The organism is Rahnella aquatilis CIP 78.65 = ATCC 33071 (genome assembly GCF_000241955.1).
Taxonomy (GTDB): domain Bacteria; phylum Pseudomonadota; class Gammaproteobacteria; order Enterobacterales; family Enterobacteriaceae; genus Rahnella; species Rahnella aquatilis.
This window is the reverse complement of the sequence record NC_016818.1, coordinates 744893-765792: the sequence shown is the minus strand read 5'-3', so window position 1 is coordinate 765792 and position 20900 is coordinate 744893. Positions and strand designations below refer to the sequence as shown.

The 20900-nt window shown below is 49.5% G+C and carries 19 protein-coding genes; 1 reads left to right on the top strand and 18 read right to left on the bottom strand.

Translation table 11 applies throughout. The features are described 5' to 3' along the window. Positions 1 to 84 precede the first annotated feature (84 nt). The 9 genes from RAHAQ2_RS03440 to RAHAQ2_RS03400 all read right to left on the bottom strand — a co-directional run bounded on the left by RAHAQ2_RS03440 (position 85) and on the right by RAHAQ2_RS03400 (position 10878). The gene (locus tag RAHAQ2_RS03440) at positions 85 to 2745 is read right to left on the bottom strand and encodes a hypothetical protein (protein ID WP_015695917.1); all 2661 of its coding nucleotides are present in this window, start codon (positions 2743 to 2745) and stop codon (positions 85 to 87) included. Between the two features lie 299 nt (positions 2746 to 3044). Then, on the bottom strand, positions 3045 to 4202 hold the full coding sequence (locus RAHAQ2_RS03435; protein WP_015695916.1) for a fimbrial protein: 1158 nt from the start codon (positions 4200 to 4202) through the stop codon (positions 3045 to 3047). Between the two features lie 99 nt (positions 4203 to 4301). Continuing rightward, on the bottom strand, positions 4302 to 5021 hold the full coding sequence (locus RAHAQ2_RS03430; RefSeq protein ID WP_015695915.1) for a fimbrial protein: 720 nt from the start codon (positions 5019 to 5021) through the stop codon (positions 4302 to 4304). 15 nt (positions 5022 to 5036) lie between these two features. Beyond that, positions 5037 to 5702, bottom strand: coding sequence for a fimbrial protein (locus tag RAHAQ2_RS03425; RefSeq protein ID WP_148267111.1), 666 nt, complete (start codon positions 5700 to 5702; stop codon positions 5037 to 5039). Continuing rightward, a complete protein-coding gene (locus RAHAQ2_RS03420; protein WP_015695913.1) occupies positions 5674 to 6252 on the bottom strand; it encodes a fimbrial protein in 579 nt (192 codons plus the stop codon). Before RAHAQ2_RS03420 ends, RAHAQ2_RS03425 begins: the two co-directional genes overlap by 29 nt. A 10-nt stretch (positions 6253 to 6262) precedes the next feature. Continuing rightward, a complete protein-coding gene (locus RAHAQ2_RS03415; RefSeq protein WP_015695912.1) occupies positions 6263 to 6835 on the bottom strand; it encodes a fimbrial protein in 573 nt (190 codons plus the stop codon). Beyond that, on the bottom strand, positions 6826 to 9417 hold the full coding sequence (locus tag RAHAQ2_RS03410; RefSeq protein ID WP_015695911.1) for a fimbria/pilus outer membrane usher protein: 2592 nt from the start codon (positions 9415 to 9417) through the stop codon (positions 6826 to 6828). The genes RAHAQ2_RS03415 and RAHAQ2_RS03410 overlap by 10 nt, the downstream gene beginning before the upstream one ends. A gap of 60 nt (positions 9418 to 9477) precedes the next feature. Then, complete coding sequence (locus tag RAHAQ2_RS03405; RefSeq protein ID WP_015695910.1) at positions 9478 to 10206, bottom strand: fimbrial chaperone; 729 nt, start codon at positions 10204 to 10206, stop codon at positions 9478 to 9480. 57 nt (positions 10207 to 10263) lie between these two features. Continuing rightward, a complete protein-coding gene (locus RAHAQ2_RS03400; protein WP_015695909.1) occupies positions 10264 to 10878 on the bottom strand; it encodes a fimbrial protein in 615 nt (204 codons plus the stop codon). Positions 10879 to 11408: 530 nt separating this feature from the next. On the opposite strand from RAHAQ2_RS03400, the gene mutS reads away from it, so the two are divergent. After that, positions 11409 to 13964 carry a DNA mismatch repair protein MutS gene (gene mutS, locus RAHAQ2_RS03395; RefSeq protein ID WP_015695908.1) on the top strand — a complete coding sequence of 852 codons (2556 nt, stop codon included), beginning with the start codon at positions 11409 to 11411 and terminating at the stop codon, positions 13962 to 13964. Between the two features lie 98 nt (positions 13965 to 14062). Here the strand turns inward: mutS and rpoS are convergent, their stop codons facing one another. The 9 genes from rpoS to RAHAQ2_RS03350 all read right to left on the bottom strand — a co-directional run bounded on the left by rpoS (position 14063) and on the right by RAHAQ2_RS03350 (position 20856). Further along, positions 14063 to 15049 (bottom strand): RNA polymerase sigma factor RpoS, encoded by a 987-nt coding sequence (gene rpoS, locus RAHAQ2_RS03390; RefSeq protein ID WP_013574019.1) that lies wholly within the window; start codon positions 15047 to 15049, stop codon positions 14063 to 14065. A gap of 51 nt (positions 15050 to 15100) precedes the next feature. Continuing rightward, a complete protein-coding gene (nlpD, locus tag RAHAQ2_RS03385; protein ID WP_015695907.1) occupies positions 15101 to 16120 on the bottom strand; it encodes a murein hydrolase activator NlpD in 1020 nt (339 codons plus the stop codon). A 242-nt stretch (positions 16121 to 16362) separates the two neighbouring features. Then, positions 16363 to 16989: a protein-L-isoaspartate(D-aspartate) O-methyltransferase gene (locus tag RAHAQ2_RS03380; protein WP_015695906.1), complete on the bottom strand. Its 627-nt coding sequence runs from the start codon at positions 16987 to 16989 to the stop codon at positions 16363 to 16365. After that, on the bottom strand, positions 16979 to 17743 hold the full coding sequence (gene surE, locus RAHAQ2_RS03375) for a 5'/3'-nucleotidase SurE (RefSeq protein WP_015695905.1): 765 nt from the start codon (positions 17741 to 17743) through the stop codon (positions 16979 to 16981). Before surE ends, RAHAQ2_RS03380 begins: the two co-directional genes overlap by 11 nt. Further along, on the bottom strand, positions 17724 to 18770 hold the full coding sequence (truD, locus tag RAHAQ2_RS03370) for a tRNA pseudouridine(13) synthase TruD (RefSeq protein ID WP_037040573.1): 1047 nt from the start codon (positions 18768 to 18770) through the stop codon (positions 17724 to 17726). Before truD ends, surE begins: the two co-directional genes overlap by 20 nt. 22 nt (positions 18771 to 18792) lie before the next feature. Further along, a complete protein-coding gene (gene ispF / locus RAHAQ2_RS03365; protein WP_015695903.1) occupies positions 18793 to 19266 on the bottom strand; it encodes a 2-C-methyl-D-erythritol 2,4-cyclodiphosphate synthase in 474 nt (157 codons plus the stop codon). Next, the gene (ispD, locus tag RAHAQ2_RS03360) at positions 19266 to 19985 is read right to left on the bottom strand and encodes a 2-C-methyl-D-erythritol 4-phosphate cytidylyltransferase (protein WP_015695902.1); all 720 of its coding nucleotides are present in this window, start codon (positions 19983 to 19985) and stop codon (positions 19266 to 19268) included. The genes ispF and ispD overlap by 1 nt, the downstream gene beginning before the upstream one ends. 2 nt (positions 19986 to 19987) lie before the next feature. Further along, positions 19988 to 20308 carry a cell division protein FtsB gene (gene ftsB, locus RAHAQ2_RS03355; RefSeq protein ID WP_013574012.1) on the bottom strand — a complete coding sequence of 107 codons (321 nt, stop codon included), beginning with the start codon at positions 20306 to 20308 and terminating at the stop codon, positions 19988 to 19990. Between the two features lie 167 nt (positions 20309 to 20475). After that, positions 20476 to 20856, bottom strand: coding sequence for a DUF3561 family protein (locus RAHAQ2_RS03350; protein ID WP_015695901.1), 381 nt, complete (start codon positions 20854 to 20856; stop codon positions 20476 to 20478). Positions 20857 to 20900: the final 44 nt, after the last annotated feature.

Sequence of the window (20900 nt, the reverse complement as noted above, 5' to 3'; positions counted from 1 at the left end):
AAAATCACCGTCTTTACAAGGAACCATGATCCCGTGAGGCGGGCCCGCTGTACCGGACCCGCCTGTAGTAAAAACGCGGTCAGATTACTTCGTCACTGGCGACTTAGAACGCCACTGGCTGCCTGATTTAAGCGTAGTGCTTTCCTCAAATTTCACCGGATTATCGCGATAAGCTTTCAGTTTGTTGCGCATCCAGCTGCTGGCATCACCCACCCCGCTGATCACCCCGGTCGTCGCTCCGCCGCCAAGATGGACATGGAAAATACCGCGTGACGGGAAATCCAGATACTTCGGCGTGGACAGATCCCATGAATGACGTGAGAACAGTTCGCGGGTGTCGTGGCCCATCATTGATGCATAAGCGGCATCGAATTTCAGTGCCAGAAGGCGTTCATGGATCGCATCTACCGAGGTTCCAATTTCAGAATGCCCCATCAGATAGCTGCCGCCGCTGCCCCAGTTCTGGGTGTTGAAATCAGCGTTAACCTCATCAGCAGAAGTCGGCAGATGGCTGGCCGGAACCTGCCATGGCAGAACCGGTTGACGCAGATGGCGACTTAATGAGGCGCAGAAATCAAAGGTGCGCTCCCATTCGTATGGCGAATAACAATAGCCATTGGCATACGAACGGATAGTGAAATCATCCGCCTCGTAACGGTCAGCCGCCATAAAATCAGCGCCTTTCGCCACATCCGGCGCACCGTCTGCACGGATATACTCGATGTCATCAAACACGCCGACCAGCAACGCATATTGCGCCGTCAGTCTGCCCGCGGTGAACGGATCAACCGTCATTTTTTTATGCTGCCCGTCAGCGGCATCGAACACATCATCATAGGAGAAATCTTTATAGATCCACTGTGAACCGGCCACGCCCCACAGATTGACCTGCCAGCCGAGCACCACATCCGGCGCAACCACGCGTGTCAGCCAGTTTACCGCACGGATATACCCTTTCAGGGTATTGGTAATACCCGCAGGAACCTGCACATTCACATTATGATGGGCCAGTGCTTCGCTCAGAGGCTGACGCACCGGAATTTCATAAGTTGGCAGGAAACCGTATTTCTGGCATTCGCCGAGATAATCCGGATTCACAATATACCCGGCTGGCACCGGATGTTCGGCATCCTGCTGGGATTGCGCCATTTGCAGTGACTGAATAAAGTTGGCGAAGCTGAATTTATGGCGAACCGGATCGGCAATAATATTCGGCACATCACCCAGTGATAAGTTACAGGTATAAGACACCATCACCGGCAGCACAGTTTCATTCAGTTTGGCGGAGACGTCCCGCGCCATTTTAATAATCTGCAGTGTGGGTTCTTTAGACGGTGACAGATAATCGCCCGCATCGCCCATGCCGTCATCACCGGAATATTTGAAAATTGAAGAGACGCGCGCCGCGGCAAAATCGTCCACGTTAGTCGGCACCATATTGGCGCAGGCACCAAAGGTGAGGAACTCAGGGAAACCTTTCACATGCAGATTCGCGCCTTTCACAATCGCGACATTCAGCTGTGCCGGCGCATTCGCGCTGATCAGTAACGGCTGAGGACTGACATCCACGTAATGCACAACGCCATTATGAATAAAGGTGCCGGAAACCACGGTATAAGAACCGGGCGCCACCAGAACCGGTTGCTCAATGCTGCCATTTTGCGCGGCAATCGCATCAAACCGGTACTGACGCGGCGGAACGGCGTTGTCCGTCAGACGCAGGGTAAGGGATTTACTGACCGCAGTTTCTGCCTTCACATTGACCGTCAGCTTCGCCGCATTTGACTGTGAATCGCCACGCTGGCTGACCTGTGCCTGCGTGTAATTGATGCTGTGATACTGACCGTCGAACTGACCGTCATAATCATCGAACAGATAATGAATGTTGTTCAGACGCACATCGGCGAGGCGGATTTCAAACCGGCCGGAAACAGGCAAATGCTCCAGACGATGTTGCTGGCCGGAACGCACCGGCAGGCTCAGTTTATCCGTACCATTCTCGCTGCAAATCAGCGTCAGTTCTTCATCACGCAAACCGGCAAGACCAGAGAAATTCAGGGCAACATCAATGGTCGTGCTGCGATCCACTGCGCCGAAGGTGATGGCAAGCGACGTGGTGCGGCCTTTATCAATGGTGATTTCTGCCTGACCGATATTCACGGGAACGCGGACCGTGCCATCATCCGTGCTTAAATCTGTCGCAAAGACCGTGTAATTCCCTGCATTAACGGCGAAGGTAGACACGTGACCAAACCCAGGCAAAACTCGCAGTGTCTTATCACCGCGCGCCAGACGCAATTCCAGCGCGGCATTTGTCAATCCGGCAGGAAGCGGCGGGCAACTGACCGACAATTCACCGGTCATACCCGGCTCTTCGTCTGCGGCCAGCGCAAAGGTTTCGCGAAAATCAGACCAGGCTGGCGAGTCCGCAGAAGAGACATTCAGCCCCATATGGATTTTCTGAATGGCGTCGCCAACAGGCTGCCCGTCTGTCGGCTCGATGGTCACTTTGATGTCAAACACACCTCCGCCCACATCTGTTGACTCCACTTTCGTGCCGAGTGGCTTCCACGGGTTAGTTTCAACATTAATATCACCGACAGTTATTTTTCCGGGTGCGGAAAAAACGATCACTAACTTTTCTTTAATATCAACTGTGCCACCAGACGTTGATTTCATCTCATTCAAATCGAGAGTAGGATACCAGGCATCGTTGATCATGTTTAATTTGAATTGCAATTGCATAATACTTCTCCGCAAAGAGGGATATATAGTATGGAAACTCCCGAATAAATAATGTCATCCGGGAACAGTCACTACCCTAGCAGAGGAATAAATCATTCATCTTCACACTTAATTCATTTTATGCAATTGTTATGTGGAGTGATAGATAAAAACAAAACCAACAATATAAACAAACTCAATATGAATTTAAAAAATTCCGCTTCGGGAATTAAATTTATCACTCAAAATATAAACTGTAATATTAAGCATTTTTAAGTGTCAGTCACCTGTGACAGTAAGGGTGCCCGGCACAAAACAGATCAGATAAAATCCATCATAATAGTAGCGGTGGCTTTAAAATCACCGCTTGTGGGTTCACCACCTGATTTTAATAAAAAGACATCCAGCGGGATTTCCTTACTGATAGCATCAAGACTATGGTCATTACCCAATTCCCACTCCAGCGGATTACTGCCATCCATATACATCGGGCTGCCATTATTTTCACTATTTTTGGCGGAACTGGCTGCTACATTAATGCCGATGGCAACATTCGTAGCGGCATTGCTTGTTTGGGTATTTCCCAGTAACAAACCATTTTCAAGCGTCGTCGTAGCATTGGTAATATAAGTTTTCACTTTATTCACGCCGTAGCAATTTCTCATATACAGGGTTAAGGGTTTCTTAACTGTCGTCGTGCGGTTATTGGTTACTTTTGAGAGATTTTGATCACCAAAATCTACAATACCGTTGTTGGACAAAGAGTAATTGCAAGATGCTATTATTTTTATCTCCCCAGGGGGTATTGTATTTAAAGTTACCCTGTTAGTGAGAACAGCCCCCCCCGTCACATTCGCATCATACCAATCAAAAGATGTCTGGCCTGCTGTTGAAGAGATACTTGCCCCTTCTGGCACCCCTCTAAATTCATTATTTACAACAAGTACAGCAAATACATCAGATCTTAAATCCTCTTTAATAGAAAGTGTGTCAGTTCCTTCTACAGCAGAGGGAAGGCGATATGAGAATCCGGACGAAAATTCATAATAATAGAACAGGCCAGGAATATTTGTTGTAAAAAGACTGACATCACCATTAAGTTCGCCCGGAATTTGTGAAGCTCCAATGATGGAACTTTCTTTAATCGTGGCGTAAGTATTTGAACTGCTTATTTTCGTTGTCTGTTTAGTCTTTTCCAGTCTTTTTCCCCATTCATCACAATTTACAACAAAGGCAATGGTCTCGTTACCGGGATGCATGGATAACGTTTGTGGGAGCTCATAGTATTGCCCGCTGGCCAAATTGACAATCTGGCTGGCATCAATCCGTATATTCCTTATGCTCACCTGTTGAGCCTTAACTACGTTAACAAATTCACATTTTGTATCTGATGTCGCGCCAGTAGTTGTTATTAAATACGCATGGCAGAGCGGTATATCAACAATAAAAAGAAACAACAGCAGAGAGAGGAATTTCATAGGGTTCTCACGGATAATATTGTGCGTGCGTTAATTATAATTTTCGCGGTTAAATTAATGGATGCCAGCCTCAAATTTTGGCTGGCATTCTTAAAAACATTAAAAATAGGACACCGTCAGGATCGCCGACACACTAAATGCCCCGGCATTTTCTCCGGAACCGGAACCGGCACCCGCCATCCCCAGTGCAACTTTCATCGGTAATTCCCAGCTCTGATCACTGCCCGTCCCTGACGTAATCAGGTCACTGAAGGCAATCGGCATATCGCTGATCACCCCCATATTGCCTTCATCAGGGTAATTACGTCCGTTTATCCCCGAGGCCGTGAGTGTTTTCCAGGACGTGGGTGAGACTTGTGCCGGGAACGTGGCGGGCACCAGTACTTTCGCGGCGTAATCAGTCGCACCGGAGGTCGGCGAAAGCCCGCCGCCCATATAATTTTGATTATCAGCTGAACTTGATATCCATTGAGAACCTGCACCTGCCGCAATAGACAGGGTAAACTGCTTGCCACTGCTGTCTGTACTGATATTACCTGGCAGGCAACCCCTGATTTTTATGCCAAATAATGGGGAGTCGATTGTCTTGGAATAGGTATACATATTGTCGACCTCATTATTCTTAAAATAACGGATATCAGAAACATTGACAGCACCAAAATTAACATTTTGAGTTGACCCGCCATTCTGAAATGTGATCATACAAGAAGGTTGGATCACCGTTCCGGTAAAGTTTAAATCAATCGTTTTAATACCATCCCCGGCGCATGCTGCGTGAACAAACAAGACCAGAGAAAGAGTGAGTAATTTAATTTTCATGTTCAATACCTGTTATTACTGATAGCTGATATCTAATGTAGCCTGCGCATGAATATAGCCACCCGTAATATCTTTTCCCAGATTGCCATTCAGTGGCACAAGTCTGGCTCGCAAAATAAAATTACCGGGCGTGCCCATATCCGTGTCCTGACCCAGCATAATCGGGGTTTCACTTTGTGAAGAATTCACTGTATCAACTTTATAAACGGTGATACCAAACCCTGCAGCGGCAGCGCCTGTTTGTCCGGGATCTGCAAACAATGTGATAATGTCTTTATTATCTGCCCCTAATGCCGAGTGCCCCTGTGCATCAATATTAAATTTCATGACTGCCGCGCTGGGGTCACATGCCAGATGGCGCGTACTATTATCTCCGGAAGTTTGAGCCACTGAGGTAATAGTTTTATCGTCGGATGCCGGGCGCAAGGTCGGATCTGAGCTGGCAATATTCGCCGGATAGACCGTACCAAAATCAAACGTCAAGGCTGAGGTATTAAAATAACAGGTGCCGGGCTGGATTGTGGCATTTACGGTCAGGTTCAGGCCAGTACTTGCCGCCTGTACTGACAAAGGCACAACGCCCGCAATAACAAGAGGTAAAAAGTAAAAATGATGTTTTATTTTCATATCGTTCTCGATTTCAAAATTCCTGCTACTGGTACGTTGCTGTAATAATGACATCTGAAGAAAAATAGCCGGAAGTCACTGTGGTGGATGTTTTGATGTAACGTGCAATAAATTTATATTCAGAACCCAGTGGGTTTATTTCTGTGTCATACGTCATGGCGACAGGCTTCTGATCGTTCCCGGTCACATTTCTGTCGTCCCGCTCGTCAGTAATGACAGCGCCAATTCCGGTTGCTCTGGGTTGAACAGCATCGCCTGCATCATTTTTAAATGCCGGGAATTTGTCATCATAAGTGGCAGTTTTGGGTTCGAAATATAAAACAACCTGATTGATGTTACCTTCACCACCGTTACAGTCAGCAACGCTGACACTGAATTCCCTTTCTGCGAATAAATCACCAGTTTTCAGAGGCGAAAAATCCGCGATCAGCGCACTTGGCATGACCACAATTTTCTCAGGAATAATGACACGGCAGGTGGATATATTCACTCTGCCACCAAATGTCATCTGGAGTTGATTACCCGCATCATCTGCCATTAATTTTGCCGATGATAAGACTGCAGTAAGCAGGGTGAATATCAGCAATGGTGTTATTCTTGTCATAGGTTGCCCTCTAAAAATAAACAATATTTAAAGTGGCAACGGCAGAAAAAGCGCCAACTTCAAAGTCTGCACCGCTTGTTTTCCCGGGAACAGGAACGAGACCCGCTGTCAGCCGGATCTTTTTCCCAACCATTGACTGATTGGTAATACTCACGGCACTCGTGGGTTCGAAGGGAAGATAAATAATATTTCCCTGCTGCTGATTAGAACCATTAAGAATACTCAGCGTCGTTTCTATGCCATAACTTTTCCCGGGAGGTACCAGTAAATTACGCGTCGTTGCACTGTTACTCGTTCCCGTGATGGGCGTGAGATAAAACTGCATATTTTGCGGCGACCCGGTACAACTGCTTACGGCAATGTCCTGGGTCACGAATTTGGTTTCCTGCAATATTTCTTGCGGATAAACGTTACCAAAGGCAAAGGTTTTGGACGTGGCCGCAAAAGTGCACGTCTCTGCCACCAGCCTTGCCTTAAATTCCATATTCAATGAGGCTGCATGGCCAGGAAATGCTGACATCAACATCAGCCCGCCCAAAGTATGAGTCATCTTTTTTAAAATTGATGCGCTGATTACTGACATAGCAGTCCTTCTACAGTGGCCGTTTCGCCCGGTTTGGTTTCTTTAAGCTCGGGCGGTAATTGATATGAAACGCGGCAACTGCTTGCGGCATCCTCACCCCAGCGTACAGTCAGCTCACCTTTATCGCTGGCACCACGGGTTAATAACTTTCCACCTTGCGCCGCATTGCCAATGTGCTCTCCCGCTTCGTTATAAACATCTGCACCAAGTGGGATAAAATCTTTCTGGCGTTTAGCAACAAACATCACAAAGCGCCGTTCATCCGTATCAAACTTCACACGCACAATAGAACCATCATGAGGGATAACATTACTCATGGTGCCCTTCATCTCGGCATCGCCTTCCATGCTGCTGATATCCAGCGCGACCTTATTTTCAATATAAGGGGAAAGGTTAGTGGCTAACGCATAACCGTTACCGTCAACCTTCGCGCTGCCATTCTGTACTTTGCTGCCGCTCGCCCCTTTTGCCTCAATAAGTGCCATTGGCCCGTTGAGCGAAACATCAGGCGCAAACGTGATCCCCCCTGAATGCCCGACCAGGCCACCGTTTACCGACATCGACACTTGCTGGTTGCCATCATTACTCCGGGTAGCCGTTCCACCGAGACGTGAGAATCGGGTATTGATGGAGCTGTTACCGCTTACAGAAGAAATATCCTGCCCGCCATCCCGGGTGGTGTTGTAATACGCGTTAACACCGTAACTGAATTCATTTTCTGGCCGGTAACCATTCGCCCCTATATTGGTGCTGGTTTCATGTTTATTGTTGGTGCCATAACCCACATTCAGGCTGTCAAATACAGGTGGCGTAGTACTTTTACCGTCAGACCAGTCAAGAGGAATCGACAAATTGACATAGAGTTGGGTGTCAGACCTGCCCTCTGTTCCATCATAATATTTCGACGCTGAAATACTGTAGGAGACTTTGCTCCAGTTATTGCTGTAGCCCATTTGGTATTGGGTATTTTTCCCTTTTTCTGCATCCCAATAATCTTCAATACTGCCGTTCAGATAGAGAGAACCATAACCTTGTGGTAATGCCTGACTGATATTGAGCTGGAACTTATTGCGCGAACGGCTTAACTGAGACAAATCATCTATATTGTCATCATAGATATAATCCATTGCATCGCTTAAGCTAAAGTAACCGCTGGTTGAATAGCGATAAGCAGCCAGCTGGAAATTCGTTTTAGTCGCATCAATAAACTGGTCATAACTCAATTCATAGCTTTGCCCGTTATAGGTTTTATCTGTGGGGATTTGCGTATTAGAGTTTGTAACATCAAAAGAAAATGCCCCAATTGACGTATTCAGCGTGCCACCGACAACAGCAGCCCAGTAACTTTCTGTCCCTTGCAAACCGCCATAGGCAGTAATGGTATTACTTAACCCTTGCTGCCAGGTTCCCTGCGCAACTAAAGGCTTATCACTGTATGTGCTCCCGGCATCATATTCACCGACGGTGAAGTTATAACGAAATACGCCAGGGCGTAACATCTGACTCGATGTGGAATAAGGAACAACGAATGTCTTAACCCTGCCATCGGCTTCGGTCACTTCAACCTGGATATCTGTGCCAACGTTTCCCGAGCGGATATTCGAAAATTCAAATGCACCGGGTGGTACAGTGGTTTCATAGATAACATAGTCGTTCTGCTTCACTTTAACTTTAGCGTTGCTTTCCGCCACACCCCGGATCACCGGGAAAAAACCCTGTTGCGAAAAAGGCAACATACGGTCATCACTTTTGAGAGTGAAACCATTAACATTAAATGAGTCGAAAAGCTGACCATCGCTGTAAGCATTACCGAGCCGGACCTGGCCACGTAAGAAGGCAATGTCACGTTCGAGATAGTAGTCACCGGTATCGAAAGTGCTGCCGCTCTCTTCACTCCAGTTAGAATAGGCATTGGTACGAAAACGCCAGGCACCAAGATTAATCCCACCGTTATAGTTCCCGCTTACCGTACGTGAAGTTTCGGCGTCATTTTTAGTTGAGTAAGCATTAAAGTTATAATCCAGCAGCACAGCATTAATGCCATTCTGCCAAAGCTCAGGATCTACCGTGCCATCTTCAGACACAAAGGTATTAACCTGAGGGACATCAAGCCTGAAGGTTTGCGTGTTGACGTCTAAATTCCAGCGCGCAGTAGGAATATATTTTTTCAGATCAACGCAGCGTTTTTCGTCGGTTTCTTCCTGATCGGTATCTTTATCCCAGCCAGCATCTTTTATCCCTGCCTGCTTTAACAGAACTGGCGTTAAACAGGCGTCACCAACACCATCTTTATTGGTATCAATAAAATCGACAGCTTTATCACCTTTATCAACATCATTGGTGATGAAACGGACAATATAATGTCCGGGAATAACCGGATTACCTTCGTTGAATTTTGAAATGTCAATGCCATAACCACTTAAGAAACCTTCATTGAACTCAACACCCTCACTTTCTCCTTTTTTATTATCTTGTACATCCGTTGTTAAAATGGGTTGTTGTTCACTAATATCTGCAGCATAAACGCTATTGCATGCGACAAATACAGAAAGAGTTAATAATGAAAGCTTCATTCTAGACATGTAAAAACACCTGAAAACCTACGTATAGGAAATCACTTCATTAGAATAAAAGTAACTGATTTATTTAAGCGCTGCATTGCCGTTTTCCGAACCACCGTAATCATTAATGAATGCGTAATTTATTGCCCATGAATTTTCATTAATATTTTGTTTGGATTGTAACTCTGTCGTGCTAAAAGGCGCTAACATCGCATCACCTAACTCCACTTTCTTAGCACCAGAACTTAAGTTAACTGCTGAGTAAGAAATGTAATATGGCGTAGGGTTATTAGCTTTAATCTTATTCGTCCCGACTTTGCTCCAGATAACATCTTTCGCAGCAAGATTCGGCTGGGATTTTAAACCCGTCGGACGATAAAATATTTTTACGCGGGTACGGAATGCAAGTTGTAAAGTATTATCCACTTCACTGCTTTCACCTTTCTTGGCTTTTGCAGGAATTTCTAATACGTTTAACCAAAAGACACTTTCACGATCTTTGGGTAGTTTTGGCTGATTATAAACAATACGCAGCGTCTGGCCTTTTTCCGGATCGATTCGCGAAACGGGTGGTGTCAAATAGAAAGGGACATCTACAGACTCCGGGCGAGCAGATGGGTCACCGGCATCTATCCATGATTGTGCTAATAAAGGATGAGTTCCCTTATTCGTCAGTTGTACTGTGACATCTTTTTTCTCTGCCGGAAATATAACGCGAGTCCCTGAAAGAACTAAATCTGCATTAGCAGATTGGCAAAATCCCGCAGCGAGTAATACAGCCAGAGTGCATTTAATTAAATTTTGTTTCATTTGAATAACTCGTTAAAAAGAGGTCATTGCCTGATGAAGACAATGACCAATTCAAACTCAGTTGTAAACGATGTCAAACGTAGCTACAGAGGTGAAAGCACCTGAGCCAATAGTGGCAGCGGTTTTAACAAACTGAGCACCAACTTCTACATTTCCTGTGAAGTCTGTATCGCCAGCTGAGGTTTTAACTAATGGTAATTCCTGACCAAAAGTGACAGCCGCAGTCGGCGCGGATGGCAGTACAATGGCCGCGTTAACACCTGTTGCAACAGGAGTAGAGCCCTGACCGATGAAGTCATTTTTATAACTGTCAACACCCGCAGAATCTACACCAAACACACCCTGATTAAAGGCAATCGCTTTTGGAACAACATCATCAGCGCAACCAGAGACTTCAACGTTAAATTTACTAAAGTTATCACCCAGCAAATCACCAATTGCCGCGTCTTTAACGTCAGCAATGAGAATGCTCGGCATAGTCACTTCAGGGCGAACGGTATCCTTAGAATCCTGGCCATTCGTTGTGACAACACAAGTACCGGTATAAACATGACCCAACAGCGTCACGCCACCATCATCACTGACGATGCCGTCATCTGCAGCATTTGCAAAAGCAGAAACCAAAGTGAGTGCAATTACCGACGCTTTCAATACATTACGTTTTGCTGACATGATTAGATCCTTCTAATTAAATGATTTTTAAATAACAACTTAAGAAACACATACATATAACACCTGAAACAATAAACTATCATTCCATATAAGATATTCCTCGGGGTGTATAATCATTCAAATGAATTAGTTAAACCACTAAATGATGTATTAAGTTTTATAAAAAAAATCCTAATACTCTGTATTTTATATTCTTTTGTTAAGATGAAATTTTAAAAAAAATGAACAGTGAAAATATTCCTCATAAGATGATTTTCCACAAACCATTAGAATCATTTTGTAACATGGTGTTATTGTCTGGTCCTTCTAAAAAAGTTCTCCCTCTCCTCTCTCTTTTTCCCACAACAACACACTATTTTTTCTTTATTTTAACTCCCATCCTGTAACGTCATACCGGCTATTACATGCAAGATTTGCGCGATGTTATCCATTTTTAGTTGTGACAGCTTCTTGCCCGCTGGGCTAAGATACGCAACAGAAAAAAATCCTTAACCCCATCGCGTCGAAGTGGATTAAAAAAGATTAACTCTATGACAAATAATGTAAACCTGGATGCCCACACCCCGATGATGCAACAGTATTTGCGTCTGAAAGCTGAGAACCCGGAAGTTTTGCTGTTCTATCGTATGGGTGACTTTTACGAACTGTTCTATGACGATGCGAAACGCGCATCGCAGCTGATGGATATCTCCCTGACCAAACGCGGTGCTTCTGCCGGTGAGCCGATCCCCATGGCGGGCGTGCCTTATCATGCGGTAGAAGGCTATCTGGCGAAACTGGTGCAACTCGGTGAGTCTGTCGCAATTGCTGAACAAATTGGCGACCCGGCACTGAGTAAAGGACCGGTTGAACGCAAAGTCGTACGCATCGTCACACCGGGCACCGTCAGTGACGAAGCGTTGCTGAGCGAGCGTCATGATAACCTGCTGGCGGCTATCTGGCAGGACGGACGCGGGTTTGGTTACGCCACGCTGGATATCAGTTCCGGCCGTTTCCGCGTCGCACAGCCTGATGATCTGGAAACCATGGCAGCCGAATTACAGCGTACCAATCCGGCAGAATTACTCTACCCGGAAAGCTTTGAAGCCATGCCGCTGATTGCCTCCCGCCGTGGGCTGCGCCGCCGTCCGATGTGGGAATTTGAGCTGGAAACCGCGAAACAGCAGCTGAACCTGCAATTTGGTACCCGCGATTTAAGCGGCTTCGGCGTCGAGCAGGCCACTCAGGCGCTGCGTGCAGCGGGTTGCCTGCTGCAATACGTTAAAGATACGCAACGCACCGCCCTGCCGCATATCCGTGGTGTCACCATGGAGCGTCAGCAGGACGGCATCATTATGGATGCGGCCACGCGCCGGAATCTGGAGCTGACGCAAAATCTGGCGGGCGGCATAGAAAACACGCTGGCAGCAGTGCTTGACCAGGCGGTCACACCGATGGGCAGCCGCATGCTCAAACGCTGGATCCACATGCCGAGCCGCGACATCAAACTGCTGACGCATCGCCAGCAGGCCATCGGCGCATTGCAGGATATCACCGCAGATCTGCAGCCGGTGTTGCGTCAGGTTGGCGACCTCGAACGTATTCTGGCGCGTCTGGCCCTGCGCAGCGCCCGCCCACGTGATCTGGCCCGTATGCGCCATGCGATGCAGCAATTGCCGGAAATCCGTGAAATTTTACAGGGCACCGACGCCGCGCATGTGAAAACACTGGTCGAACAAACCGGCGAATTCACTGAACTGGTGGAACTGCTTGAACGCGCTGTGATCGAAAGCCCGCCGGTGCTGGTGCGTGACGGTGGCGTAATCGCGCCGGGTTACAATGCCGAGCTGGACGAATGGCGCGCGCTGGCCGATGGCGCGACGGATTATCTCGACAGATTAGAAATCCGCGAACGTGAAAAGCTGGGGCTGGATACGCTGAAAGTCGGCTTTAACGGCGTTCACGGTTATTACATTCAGGTCAGCCGTGGTCAGAGTCATCTGGTGCCGATCCACTATGTCCGTCGCCAGACGCTCAAAAATGCTGAGCGCTACATCATTCCTGAGCTGAAAGAGTACGAAGACAAGGTGCTGACTTCAAAAGGTAAAGCCTTGTCTCTGGAAAAAGCGTTATACGAAGAGTTGTTCGATTTGCTGATGCCGCACCTTTCTGCATTACAGCAAAGCGCCAGTGCACTGGCCGAGCTGGATGTGCTGAGCAATCTGGCGGAACGTGCGTATACACTGAATTACGCCTGTCCGACCATGAGTGAAAAACCGGGCATTAATATCACCGGTGGCCGCCATCCGGTGGTTGAGCAGGTGCTGAGCGAACCGTTTATTTCCAACCCGCTGAATATGTCTCCGGCGCGACGCATGCTGATCATCACCGGTCCGAACATGGGCGGTAAAAGTACCTATATGCGTCAGGCGGCGCTGATCGTCCTGATGGCGCATATCGGCAGCTATGTACCGGCAGAAGCCGCCGTCATCGGCCCGGTCGATCGTATCTTCACCCGCGTCGGTGCGGCGGACGATCTGGCTTCAGGGCGTTCTACCTTCATGGTGGAAATGACCGAGACCGCCAATATCCTGCATAACGCCACCGAGAACAGTCTGGTGCTGATGGATGAAATCGGGCGGGGGACGTCAACATACGATGGTCTGTCGCTGGCGTGGGCATGTGCGGAAAATCTCGCCAGCCGTATTAAGGCCATGACGTTGTTTGCCACCCATTATTTCGAACTGACCACCCTGCCGGAAAAAATGGAAGGCACCGTCAACGTGCATCTGGATGCTATCGAACACGGCGACACTATTGCGTTTATGCACAGCGTACAGGATGGCGCCGCCAGCAAGAGTTATGGTCTGGCTGTTGCCGCGCTGGCTGGTGTCCCGCGTGATGTGATTAAGCGCGCACGTCAGAAACTGAAAGAGCTGGAAACCTTGTCGAACAACGCTGCCGCCAGCAAAGTCGACGGTCCGCAACTGGCTTTACTGACCGAAGAAGTGTCTCCCGCCGTTGAAGCACTGGAATCACTGGATGCAGATTCGTTGTCGCCACGTCAGGCGCTGGAATGGATCTATCGTCTGAAAGATATGGTGTAGACGTTCGCTGAACTGAACCGGACGCATAAAAAAACGGTGGGGATTAACCCACCGTTTTTATTGGATGCTGCATATTGTGGCAATTGCCTGTGAATTATTTATTCACGGAAAAGTGCTTCAATGCTCAGTCCTTGTCCCTGCAGGATTTCACGCAAGCGACGCAAACCTTCTACCTGAATCTGACGGACACGTTCGCGTGTCAGACCAATTTCGCGGCCCACATCTTCCAGCGTTGCCGCTTCATAGCCTAACAGGCCAAAACGACGCGCCAGTACTTCACGCTGTTTTGCATTCAACTCGAATAACCACTTCACGATACTTTGTTTCATATCGTCGTCTTGCGTGGTGTCTTCCGGGCCGTTGTCTTTTTCATCCGCCAGAATATCTAACAACGCTTTCTCTGAATCACCGCCCAACGGCGTATCCACAGAGGTAATGCGTTCATTCAGGCGCAACATACGGCTGACGTCATGTACCGGTTTGTCGAGCTGCTCAGCAATCTCTTCAGCACTCGGTTCATGGTCCAGCTTATGTGCAAGTTCACGTGCGGTACGCAGGTAAACGTTCAGTTCTTTAACGATATGGATTGGCAAACGGATAGTACGGGTTTGATTCATGATCGCCCGTTCAATCGTCTGGCGGATCCACCATGTTGCATAGGTAGAGAAACGGAAACCGCGCTCAGGGTCGAATTTTTCAACCGCACGGATCAGACCCAGGTTACCTTCCTCGATCAAATCCAGCAGTGCCAGACCGCGGTTACTGTAGCGGCGGGCAATTTTAACCACCAAACGCAGATTACTTTCAATCATACGCCGGCGGGAAGGCACATCTCCCCGCAGCGCGCGTCGTGCGAAATAAACTTCCTCTTCTGCGGTAAGCAGAGGGGAATAACCGATTTCACCGAGGTACAGTTGAGTTGCGTCCAGCACTCGTTGGCTTACAGTCTGCGACAATAATTCTTCTTCAGCATCATTGTCGGCAGTCTCTTCGACTATAGCTTTCTCGTCAAAGGCTTCAGCGCTGTTCTCATCGAAATCTACATCATCATGTAACTCGTTAACTTTCAGCGTATTCTGACTCATAAGCTGCTCCTACCCGTGGTCCCGAGGGCAGAATCGATGCTCTGCCCCGATTTATCGCTGCGGAAGATAACGCAGCGGGTTTACGGATTTCCCCTTGTAACGAATTTCAAAATGCAATCTTACTGAACTGGTTCCGGTGCTACCCATCGTCGCTATTTTTTGTCCCGCCTGCACTTCTTGTTGTTCCCGGACCAGCATTGTATCGTTATGTGCATAGGCGCTCAGGTAATCATCATTGTGTTTAATGATGATCAGATTACCGTAACCGCGAAGAGCATTACCGGCGTAGACCACGCGCCCGGAGGCGGTTGCTACGACAGACTGTCCACGCGAACCAGCGATATCGATCCCCTTATTTCCCCCTTCAGAAGCAGAGAAATTATCGATAATTTTCCCGTCAGTCGGCCATTTCCAGGAGGAAACCGGACCGCCATTATTTGCTGAGGTGGCGACGGGAGTGCTGGCTACAGCAACAGGTGTTGTGGTGGTAACTGCACCTGATGAAGGCAACATCTTGCCTACATTCTGTTTACCAGAAGAATCAGAATACGTGGTAGTTGGTTGAGATGCAACCACAGAACCTGTGAGCATTCCCCCGGTTGGCGCTTTCGGAACCCCGCCATTTGTGGCATCTGTGACCGCTATCGCACCCCCGGTACTGGCTGCGGAAGAGACGTTATTTATCTGGATTGTCTGGCCAACTTCAAGGCTGTATGGCGCGGGAATATTGTTGCGCGCGGCCAGGTCGCGGAAGTCATTACCGGTGATCCAGGCAATATAGAACAGCGTGTCGCCACGCTTCACCTGATAGGTGCTGCCGCTATAACTTCCCTTAGGGATTGAGTTATAGCTGCGGTTGTACACAATGTGTCCGCCAGGCCCGACAGCAGGTGCCATTGGCGAAGCGGAATTCGGAGTATTCTGACTGCTGTTGCCACTGCCACCGCCGCCATTGACGCTGCTGATGGGTGCGGATGTCGTTGAGTTGTTCGTACATCCCGCCATCCAGGCACTGATAAAAGTACACATTGCAATGCGGCTTAGTGTTTTTATTGGGCTTCCCGTGCTCATATTTCCCCCGTTACGGCAATCTCAGAATATCTCTTTAACCGCGCACACCGCGCCAGCTGGCGCTTTTCGTGTCATCGGACACGGTGCGGGCAGGCAACATGCTCATTCAGGTCTTTGCCCAAATGCCGCTGTGCCATAAAAAACTGTAGTGGATGCTATCAACATCGCCAGTACAGCACCATATAACAGTTGTATTTAAATTTTAAGGGTTTAGTCCTGACGCTACCGGCGGTTCACTGGTTTCAGGCGAGTTCGCCTTTCACCAGCGGGACAAAGCGTACAGCTTCGATCGTCTCTGCGATAAACTCATCACCACGCCGTGTGACCCGCTGCAATGTCTGATTTTCTTCACCCACGGGCAGAATTAATACGCCGCCATCATCGAGTTGTTGCAGCAAATCTTGAGGTATTTCTGGAGGTGCAGCGGTGACAATAATGGCATCAAACGGGCCGCGCGAAGGCCAGCCCTGCCAGCCGTCACCATGACGGGTGGAGACATTATGCAAATCGAGCTGCTTGAGGCGTCTTTTTGCCTGCCACTGCAACCCTTTGATGCGCTCAACCGAGAAAACGTGTTCAACCAGATGGGCCAGAATGGCAGTCTGATAGCCTGAACCGGTGCCAATTTCCAGCACCCGGGAAGAAGGCTCAAGGCGCAGTAATTCAGTCATTCTCGCCACGGTATAAGGCTGAGAAATGGTCTGGCCTGAGCCAATAGGTAATGCAGTGTTTTCGTAGGCTTTATGCTGAAATGCCTCATCCACGAAACGCTCGCGCGGCACAGCTTCGATGGCATGCAACAGTTTTTCATCATGAATGCCCTGCTGGCGTAGTTGCTCCAGCAGGTTGTACATCGGTTTATTCACCATTCGCGCTCACCCCGGCCTTTTCCAACCATGAGACCACGACATCCTGAGCCGCATAGGCGGTTAAATCCACCTGAAGTGGCGTTACTGAAACATAACCTTGCGCTACAGCAGCAAAATCAGTGTCAGGTGCGACATCAAATTTATCCCCCGGCGGGCCAATCCAGTACAAGTCCTGACCACGCGGGTCCTGCTGACAAAATACCTGCTCGGCCGGATGACGGCTACCGCAACGCGTCACCTTGATACCTAAAATCCGCGAAAGTGGCAGATCCGGGACGTTAACATTCAAAATTTTCCCAGTACGTAACGGCTCACGCGCCAGCGCCCTGAGGATCCGGCAGGTGATGATTGCCGCCGTGTCGTAATGCTGATACCCGTCCAGCGAGACCGCCAGCGCAGGAAAGCCCAGATGCCGACCTTCCATCGCGGCGGCGACCGTGCCGGAATAGATGACGTCGTCGCCCAGGTTCGGTCCCGCATTGATGCCAGAGACTACAATATCCGGCTTCGGACGCATCAGCGTATTCACGCCAAGATACACGCAATCGGTCGGCGTACCGTTAATTACGGCGGTATCACCGTTAGGGTAAGACTGAATACGCAGCGGGCCATCCAGCGTCAGCGCATTCGATGCGCCGCTGCGGTTACGATCAGGGGCTACCAGCTTCACGTCAGCAAACTCACGCAGCGCTGACGCCAGCGCCTGTATGCCCGGAGCCAGTACGCCGTCGTCGTTACTCAGTAATATCCGCATCACTTTCATCCAGATTCATCAGTTCACGCACCACGCTGGTGGCATAACTGCCGGCCGGTAACCAGAATTTGAGTTCCAGCGTGACATCATCCCAGCGCTGCCATTGCATCTGCAACGGTTGCAGCATGATGGCACGACGTGCCGGTTCAACCCTCTCACGTTTAAGCAGCGACAGTAAATCGCCCTGACCATGCAGACAGGCTTGTTCATACGCTTCGGCGTCTTCGAGTGTGCCCAGCGGGCCATCCCCCGGTAACGGTGCCGTTACCAGCAACTCACCGCTTTCAACGCGCGGTAGCAGCGATTCGAACTCTTCCCCTTTCGCGACAAACCAGCTGCCACGACCACTGAGTTGCAGGGCATCCCCGAGCATTGGCTGACGCACGGCCCCCTCTGCCAGCCGCTGGCTGGCGACGATATTGAACATCGCACTGCGGCTGGCGGAAAGATAGAAGCTGCGCTTCGCGCGTTCTTTCGGACGGGCTTCGTTGGTCGCCCAGCGTTTCGCCTGCACCAGATTATTGCCACCACGGCCAAAACGCTGGGTACCGAAATAGTTCGGCACGCCCTGTCGGGCGATTTTTTCCAGACGCGCCTCGACATCAGCAATGTCGCTTAACTGACGCAGCACCAGCGTAAACGCGTTGCCTTTCAGCGTGCCGATTCGCATCTTTTTGCGATGGCGTGAAGCGCGGACAACTTCGCAGCCTTCGAGATCAAACTGGCTTAAATCGGGATCCGTCTTGCCCGGCAGATGCAGGCAAAACCATTGTTCGGTAACTGCATGGCGGTCTTTGAGACCGGCATAACTGACATCGCGCGGATGCACTTTGGCAAACCGCGCCAGTTGCTCCGCGACAAACTGCGTGTTACAGCCATTTTTGCGGATCCGCACCAACAGATGTTCACCTTCGCCGTCCGGCTCAAAACCCAGATCCTCTTCGACGATAAAGTCTTCCGGATTGGCTTTCAGCTGGCCGGTGGCGACAGGTTTGCCCAGTAACCAGGTGAGTCGGGACATATCTATCATGCGGTAATCTTCCACAACATCATTCCTTAATCAGCAGGGCAACGGCTTCGCAGGCAATGCCTTCGCCACGGCCGGTAAAGCCCAGCTGTTCGGTGGTCGTGGCTTTCACGTTGACGTCATCCATATGGCATTGCAGATCTTCTGCCAGAAACACGCGCATCTGCGGGATGTGCGGTGCCATTTTCGGTGCCTGCGCGATGATGGTGATATCCAGATTGCCCAGCTTGTAGCCTTTTGCACGGATGCGGCGATAAGCCTCGCGCAGCAGTTCGCGGCTGTCAGCACCTTTGAATGCCGGATCAGTGTCCGGGAAAAGCTTGCCGATATCACCCAGCGCAGCCGCGCCGAGCAGCGCGTCAGTGGCCGCGTGCAGGGCAACATCGCCATCTGAATGCGCCAGTAAACCCTGCGGATAAGGGATACGCACCCCACCGATCACCAGCGGGCCTTCGCCGCCAAACTTATGTACATCAAAACCGTGACCGATACGCATTAGGCGTTCTCCTCCTGGGATAAGCGGGTTAAATAGAATTCTGCCAACGCCAGATCTTCTGGTCGGGTGACTTTAATATTATCGGCCCGTGCCGGGATCAGCATAGGATGAAAACCGCAATATTCCATTGCTGAGGCTTCATCTGTGACCGTCGCACCTTCATCAAGTGCACGGCGCAGGCAGGTTTTCAGTAATTCGAGCGGAAAAAACTGCGGCGTCAGCGCATGCCAGAGATCCTGACGTTCGACCGTATGCGCAATGGCCGCTAAGCCGGGTTCGCCACGCTTCATGGTGTCACGCACCGGCGCGGCGAGGATCCCGCCGACGTTGCTGGTGGCAGAAATCGCCAGCAGATTATTGAGATCGTCAGGGTGCAGGCACGGGCGCGCGGCGTCATGCACCAGCACCCAACCGCTGTCTCCGGCAACGTCCAGCCCGGCCATTACCGACTCAGCCCGTTCAGCACCGCCCGCCACTACGCGAATACGCGGATCGCTGGCAATGGGAAGTTGTGCGAATTGAGTGTCGTGCGGGCTTAACGCCACGATAACCTGGGTGACTCTGCCGCTTTGCAGCAAAGCACGAATTGAATGTTCTATCAGCGTTTTACCGCCGACAGAAAGGTATTGCTTGGGGCATTCTGCCTGCATACGGCTGCCAATGCCGGCAGCCGGTAAAACGGCAATGACCTCTGGAAGGGAAACTGCGGTATGGCTCATGGCTATTGATTCAGGTTGTTTTGCGAAACGGTGCTGCCCGGCGCACGTTTATTGTCAGGCACCAGACGATAGAAAGTCTCGCCGGGTTTAATCATGCCCAGTTCGTTGCGTGCGCGTTCTTCTATCGCTTCCTGACCGCCGTTTAAATCGTCGATTTCTGCGAAAAGTTGATCATTACGTGATTTCAGTTTGCCGTTATTAACTTGTTGCACCTGAACGTCATCATTTACACGTACATAATCGTGAATACCATTCTTACCCAGCCACAGCGAATACTGTAGCCAGCCAAGTAAAATCAGTAATAGCAGTGTTAGTTTGCCCATCCCCGCCCCCTAAAAAAGCCGGACAATCATCCCACAACTTTCCCTCTGACTCCACTGTGGCAGGGTAAATGCCAGTGAGAATCAGACTTACGCACGCAATTATGGGTGAGAATGACACAATGGGTTACATCGTGAAGGGAATTTGCAGGGAAAAGCGCCAGAAAAAATCACCAGCCAGACAAGAAAGAGAAGACTGCCCAGAACATGCTAACGACACAGATGCCGCTGACCGCCGAGCTTTTGAACCAGCCACCGCCAAAGAACATGCTGAATGCAATGCCTATCAGCACGGAAACGGGCATCAGTGCCAGAAAAAACGGCCAGGTGTAAAGCAGGAAAAAAAGAGTATTGGAACCGTAGATCAGGAAAGGGATCGCAAACGCCAGCCAGTAGAAGACAAAACCGATAAACCCACCCTGAATGGAGTAGGACGGTTCCTCAGTATCTGCGCTGTCTGTTGCCGGTATCGGCACGCGGATCCGGGGGCTGATTTCCCCGGTACGATCCACGCGGATCCGGCTGACAAGTCTGCTAAGTAACGCCTGCATAGATGATCCCTGTATTTCAGTGTAAACCGGCACACTCTGTGGCG

Coding starts and splice junctions, on each gene's coding strand:
- RAHAQ2_RS03440 (WP_015695917.1), bottom strand. CDS start 2,745: ATGCAATTGCAATTCAAATTAAACATGATCAACGATGCCTGGTATCCT.
- RAHAQ2_RS03435 (WP_015695916.1), bottom strand. CDS start 4,202: ATGAAATTCCTCTCTCTGCTGTTGTTTCTTTTTATTGTTGATATACCG.
- RAHAQ2_RS03430 (WP_015695915.1), bottom strand. CDS start 5,021: ATGAAAATTAAATTACTCACTCTTTCTCTGGTCTTGTTTGTTCACGCA.
- RAHAQ2_RS03425 (WP_148267111.1), bottom strand. CDS start 5,702: ATGTCATTATTACAGCAACGTACCAGTAGCAGGAATTTTGAAATCGAG.
- RAHAQ2_RS03420 (WP_015695913.1), bottom strand. CDS start 6,252: ATGACAAGAATAACACCATTGCTGATATTCACCCTGCTTACTGCAGTC.
- RAHAQ2_RS03415 (WP_015695912.1), bottom strand. CDS start 6,835: ATGTCAGTAATCAGCGCATCAATTTTAAAAAAGATGACTCATACTTTG.
- RAHAQ2_RS03410 (WP_015695911.1), bottom strand. CDS start 9,417: ATGTCTAGAATGAAGCTTTCATTATTAACTCTTTCTGTATTTGTCGCA.
- RAHAQ2_RS03405 (WP_015695910.1), bottom strand. CDS start 10,206: ATGAAACAAAATTTAATTAAATGCACTCTGGCTGTATTACTCGCTGCG.
- RAHAQ2_RS03400 (WP_015695909.1), bottom strand. CDS start 10,878: ATGTCAGCAAAACGTAATGTATTGAAAGCGTCGGTAATTGCACTCACT.
- mutS (WP_015695908.1), top strand. CDS start 11,409: ATGACAAATAATGTAAACCTGGATGCCCACACCCCGATGATGCAACAG.
- rpoS (WP_013574019.1), bottom strand. CDS start 15,049: ATGAGTCAGAATACGCTGAAAGTTAACGAGTTACATGATGATGTAGAT.
- nlpD (WP_015695907.1), bottom strand. CDS start 16,120: ATGAGCACGGGAAGCCCAATAAAAACACTAAGCCGCATTGCAATGTGT.
- RAHAQ2_RS03380 (WP_015695906.1), bottom strand. CDS start 16,989: ATGGTGAATAAACCGATGTACAACCTGCTGGAGCAACTACGCCAGCAG.
- surE (WP_015695905.1), bottom strand. CDS start 17,743: ATGCGGATATTACTGAGTAACGACGACGGCGTACTGGCTCCGGGCATA.
- ispF (WP_015695903.1), bottom strand. CDS start 19,266: ATGCGTATCGGTCACGGTTTTGATGTACATAAGTTTGGCGGCGAAGGC.
- ispD (WP_015695902.1), bottom strand. CDS start 19,985: ATGAGCCATACCGCAGTTTCCCTTCCAGAGGTCATTGCCGTTTTACCG.
- ftsB (WP_013574012.1), bottom strand. CDS start 20,308: ATGGGCAAACTAACACTGCTATTACTGATTTTACTTGGCTGGCTACAG.
- RAHAQ2_RS03350 (WP_015695901.1), bottom strand. CDS start 20,856: ATGCAGGCGTTACTTAGCAGACTTGTCAGCCGGATCCGCGTGGATCGT.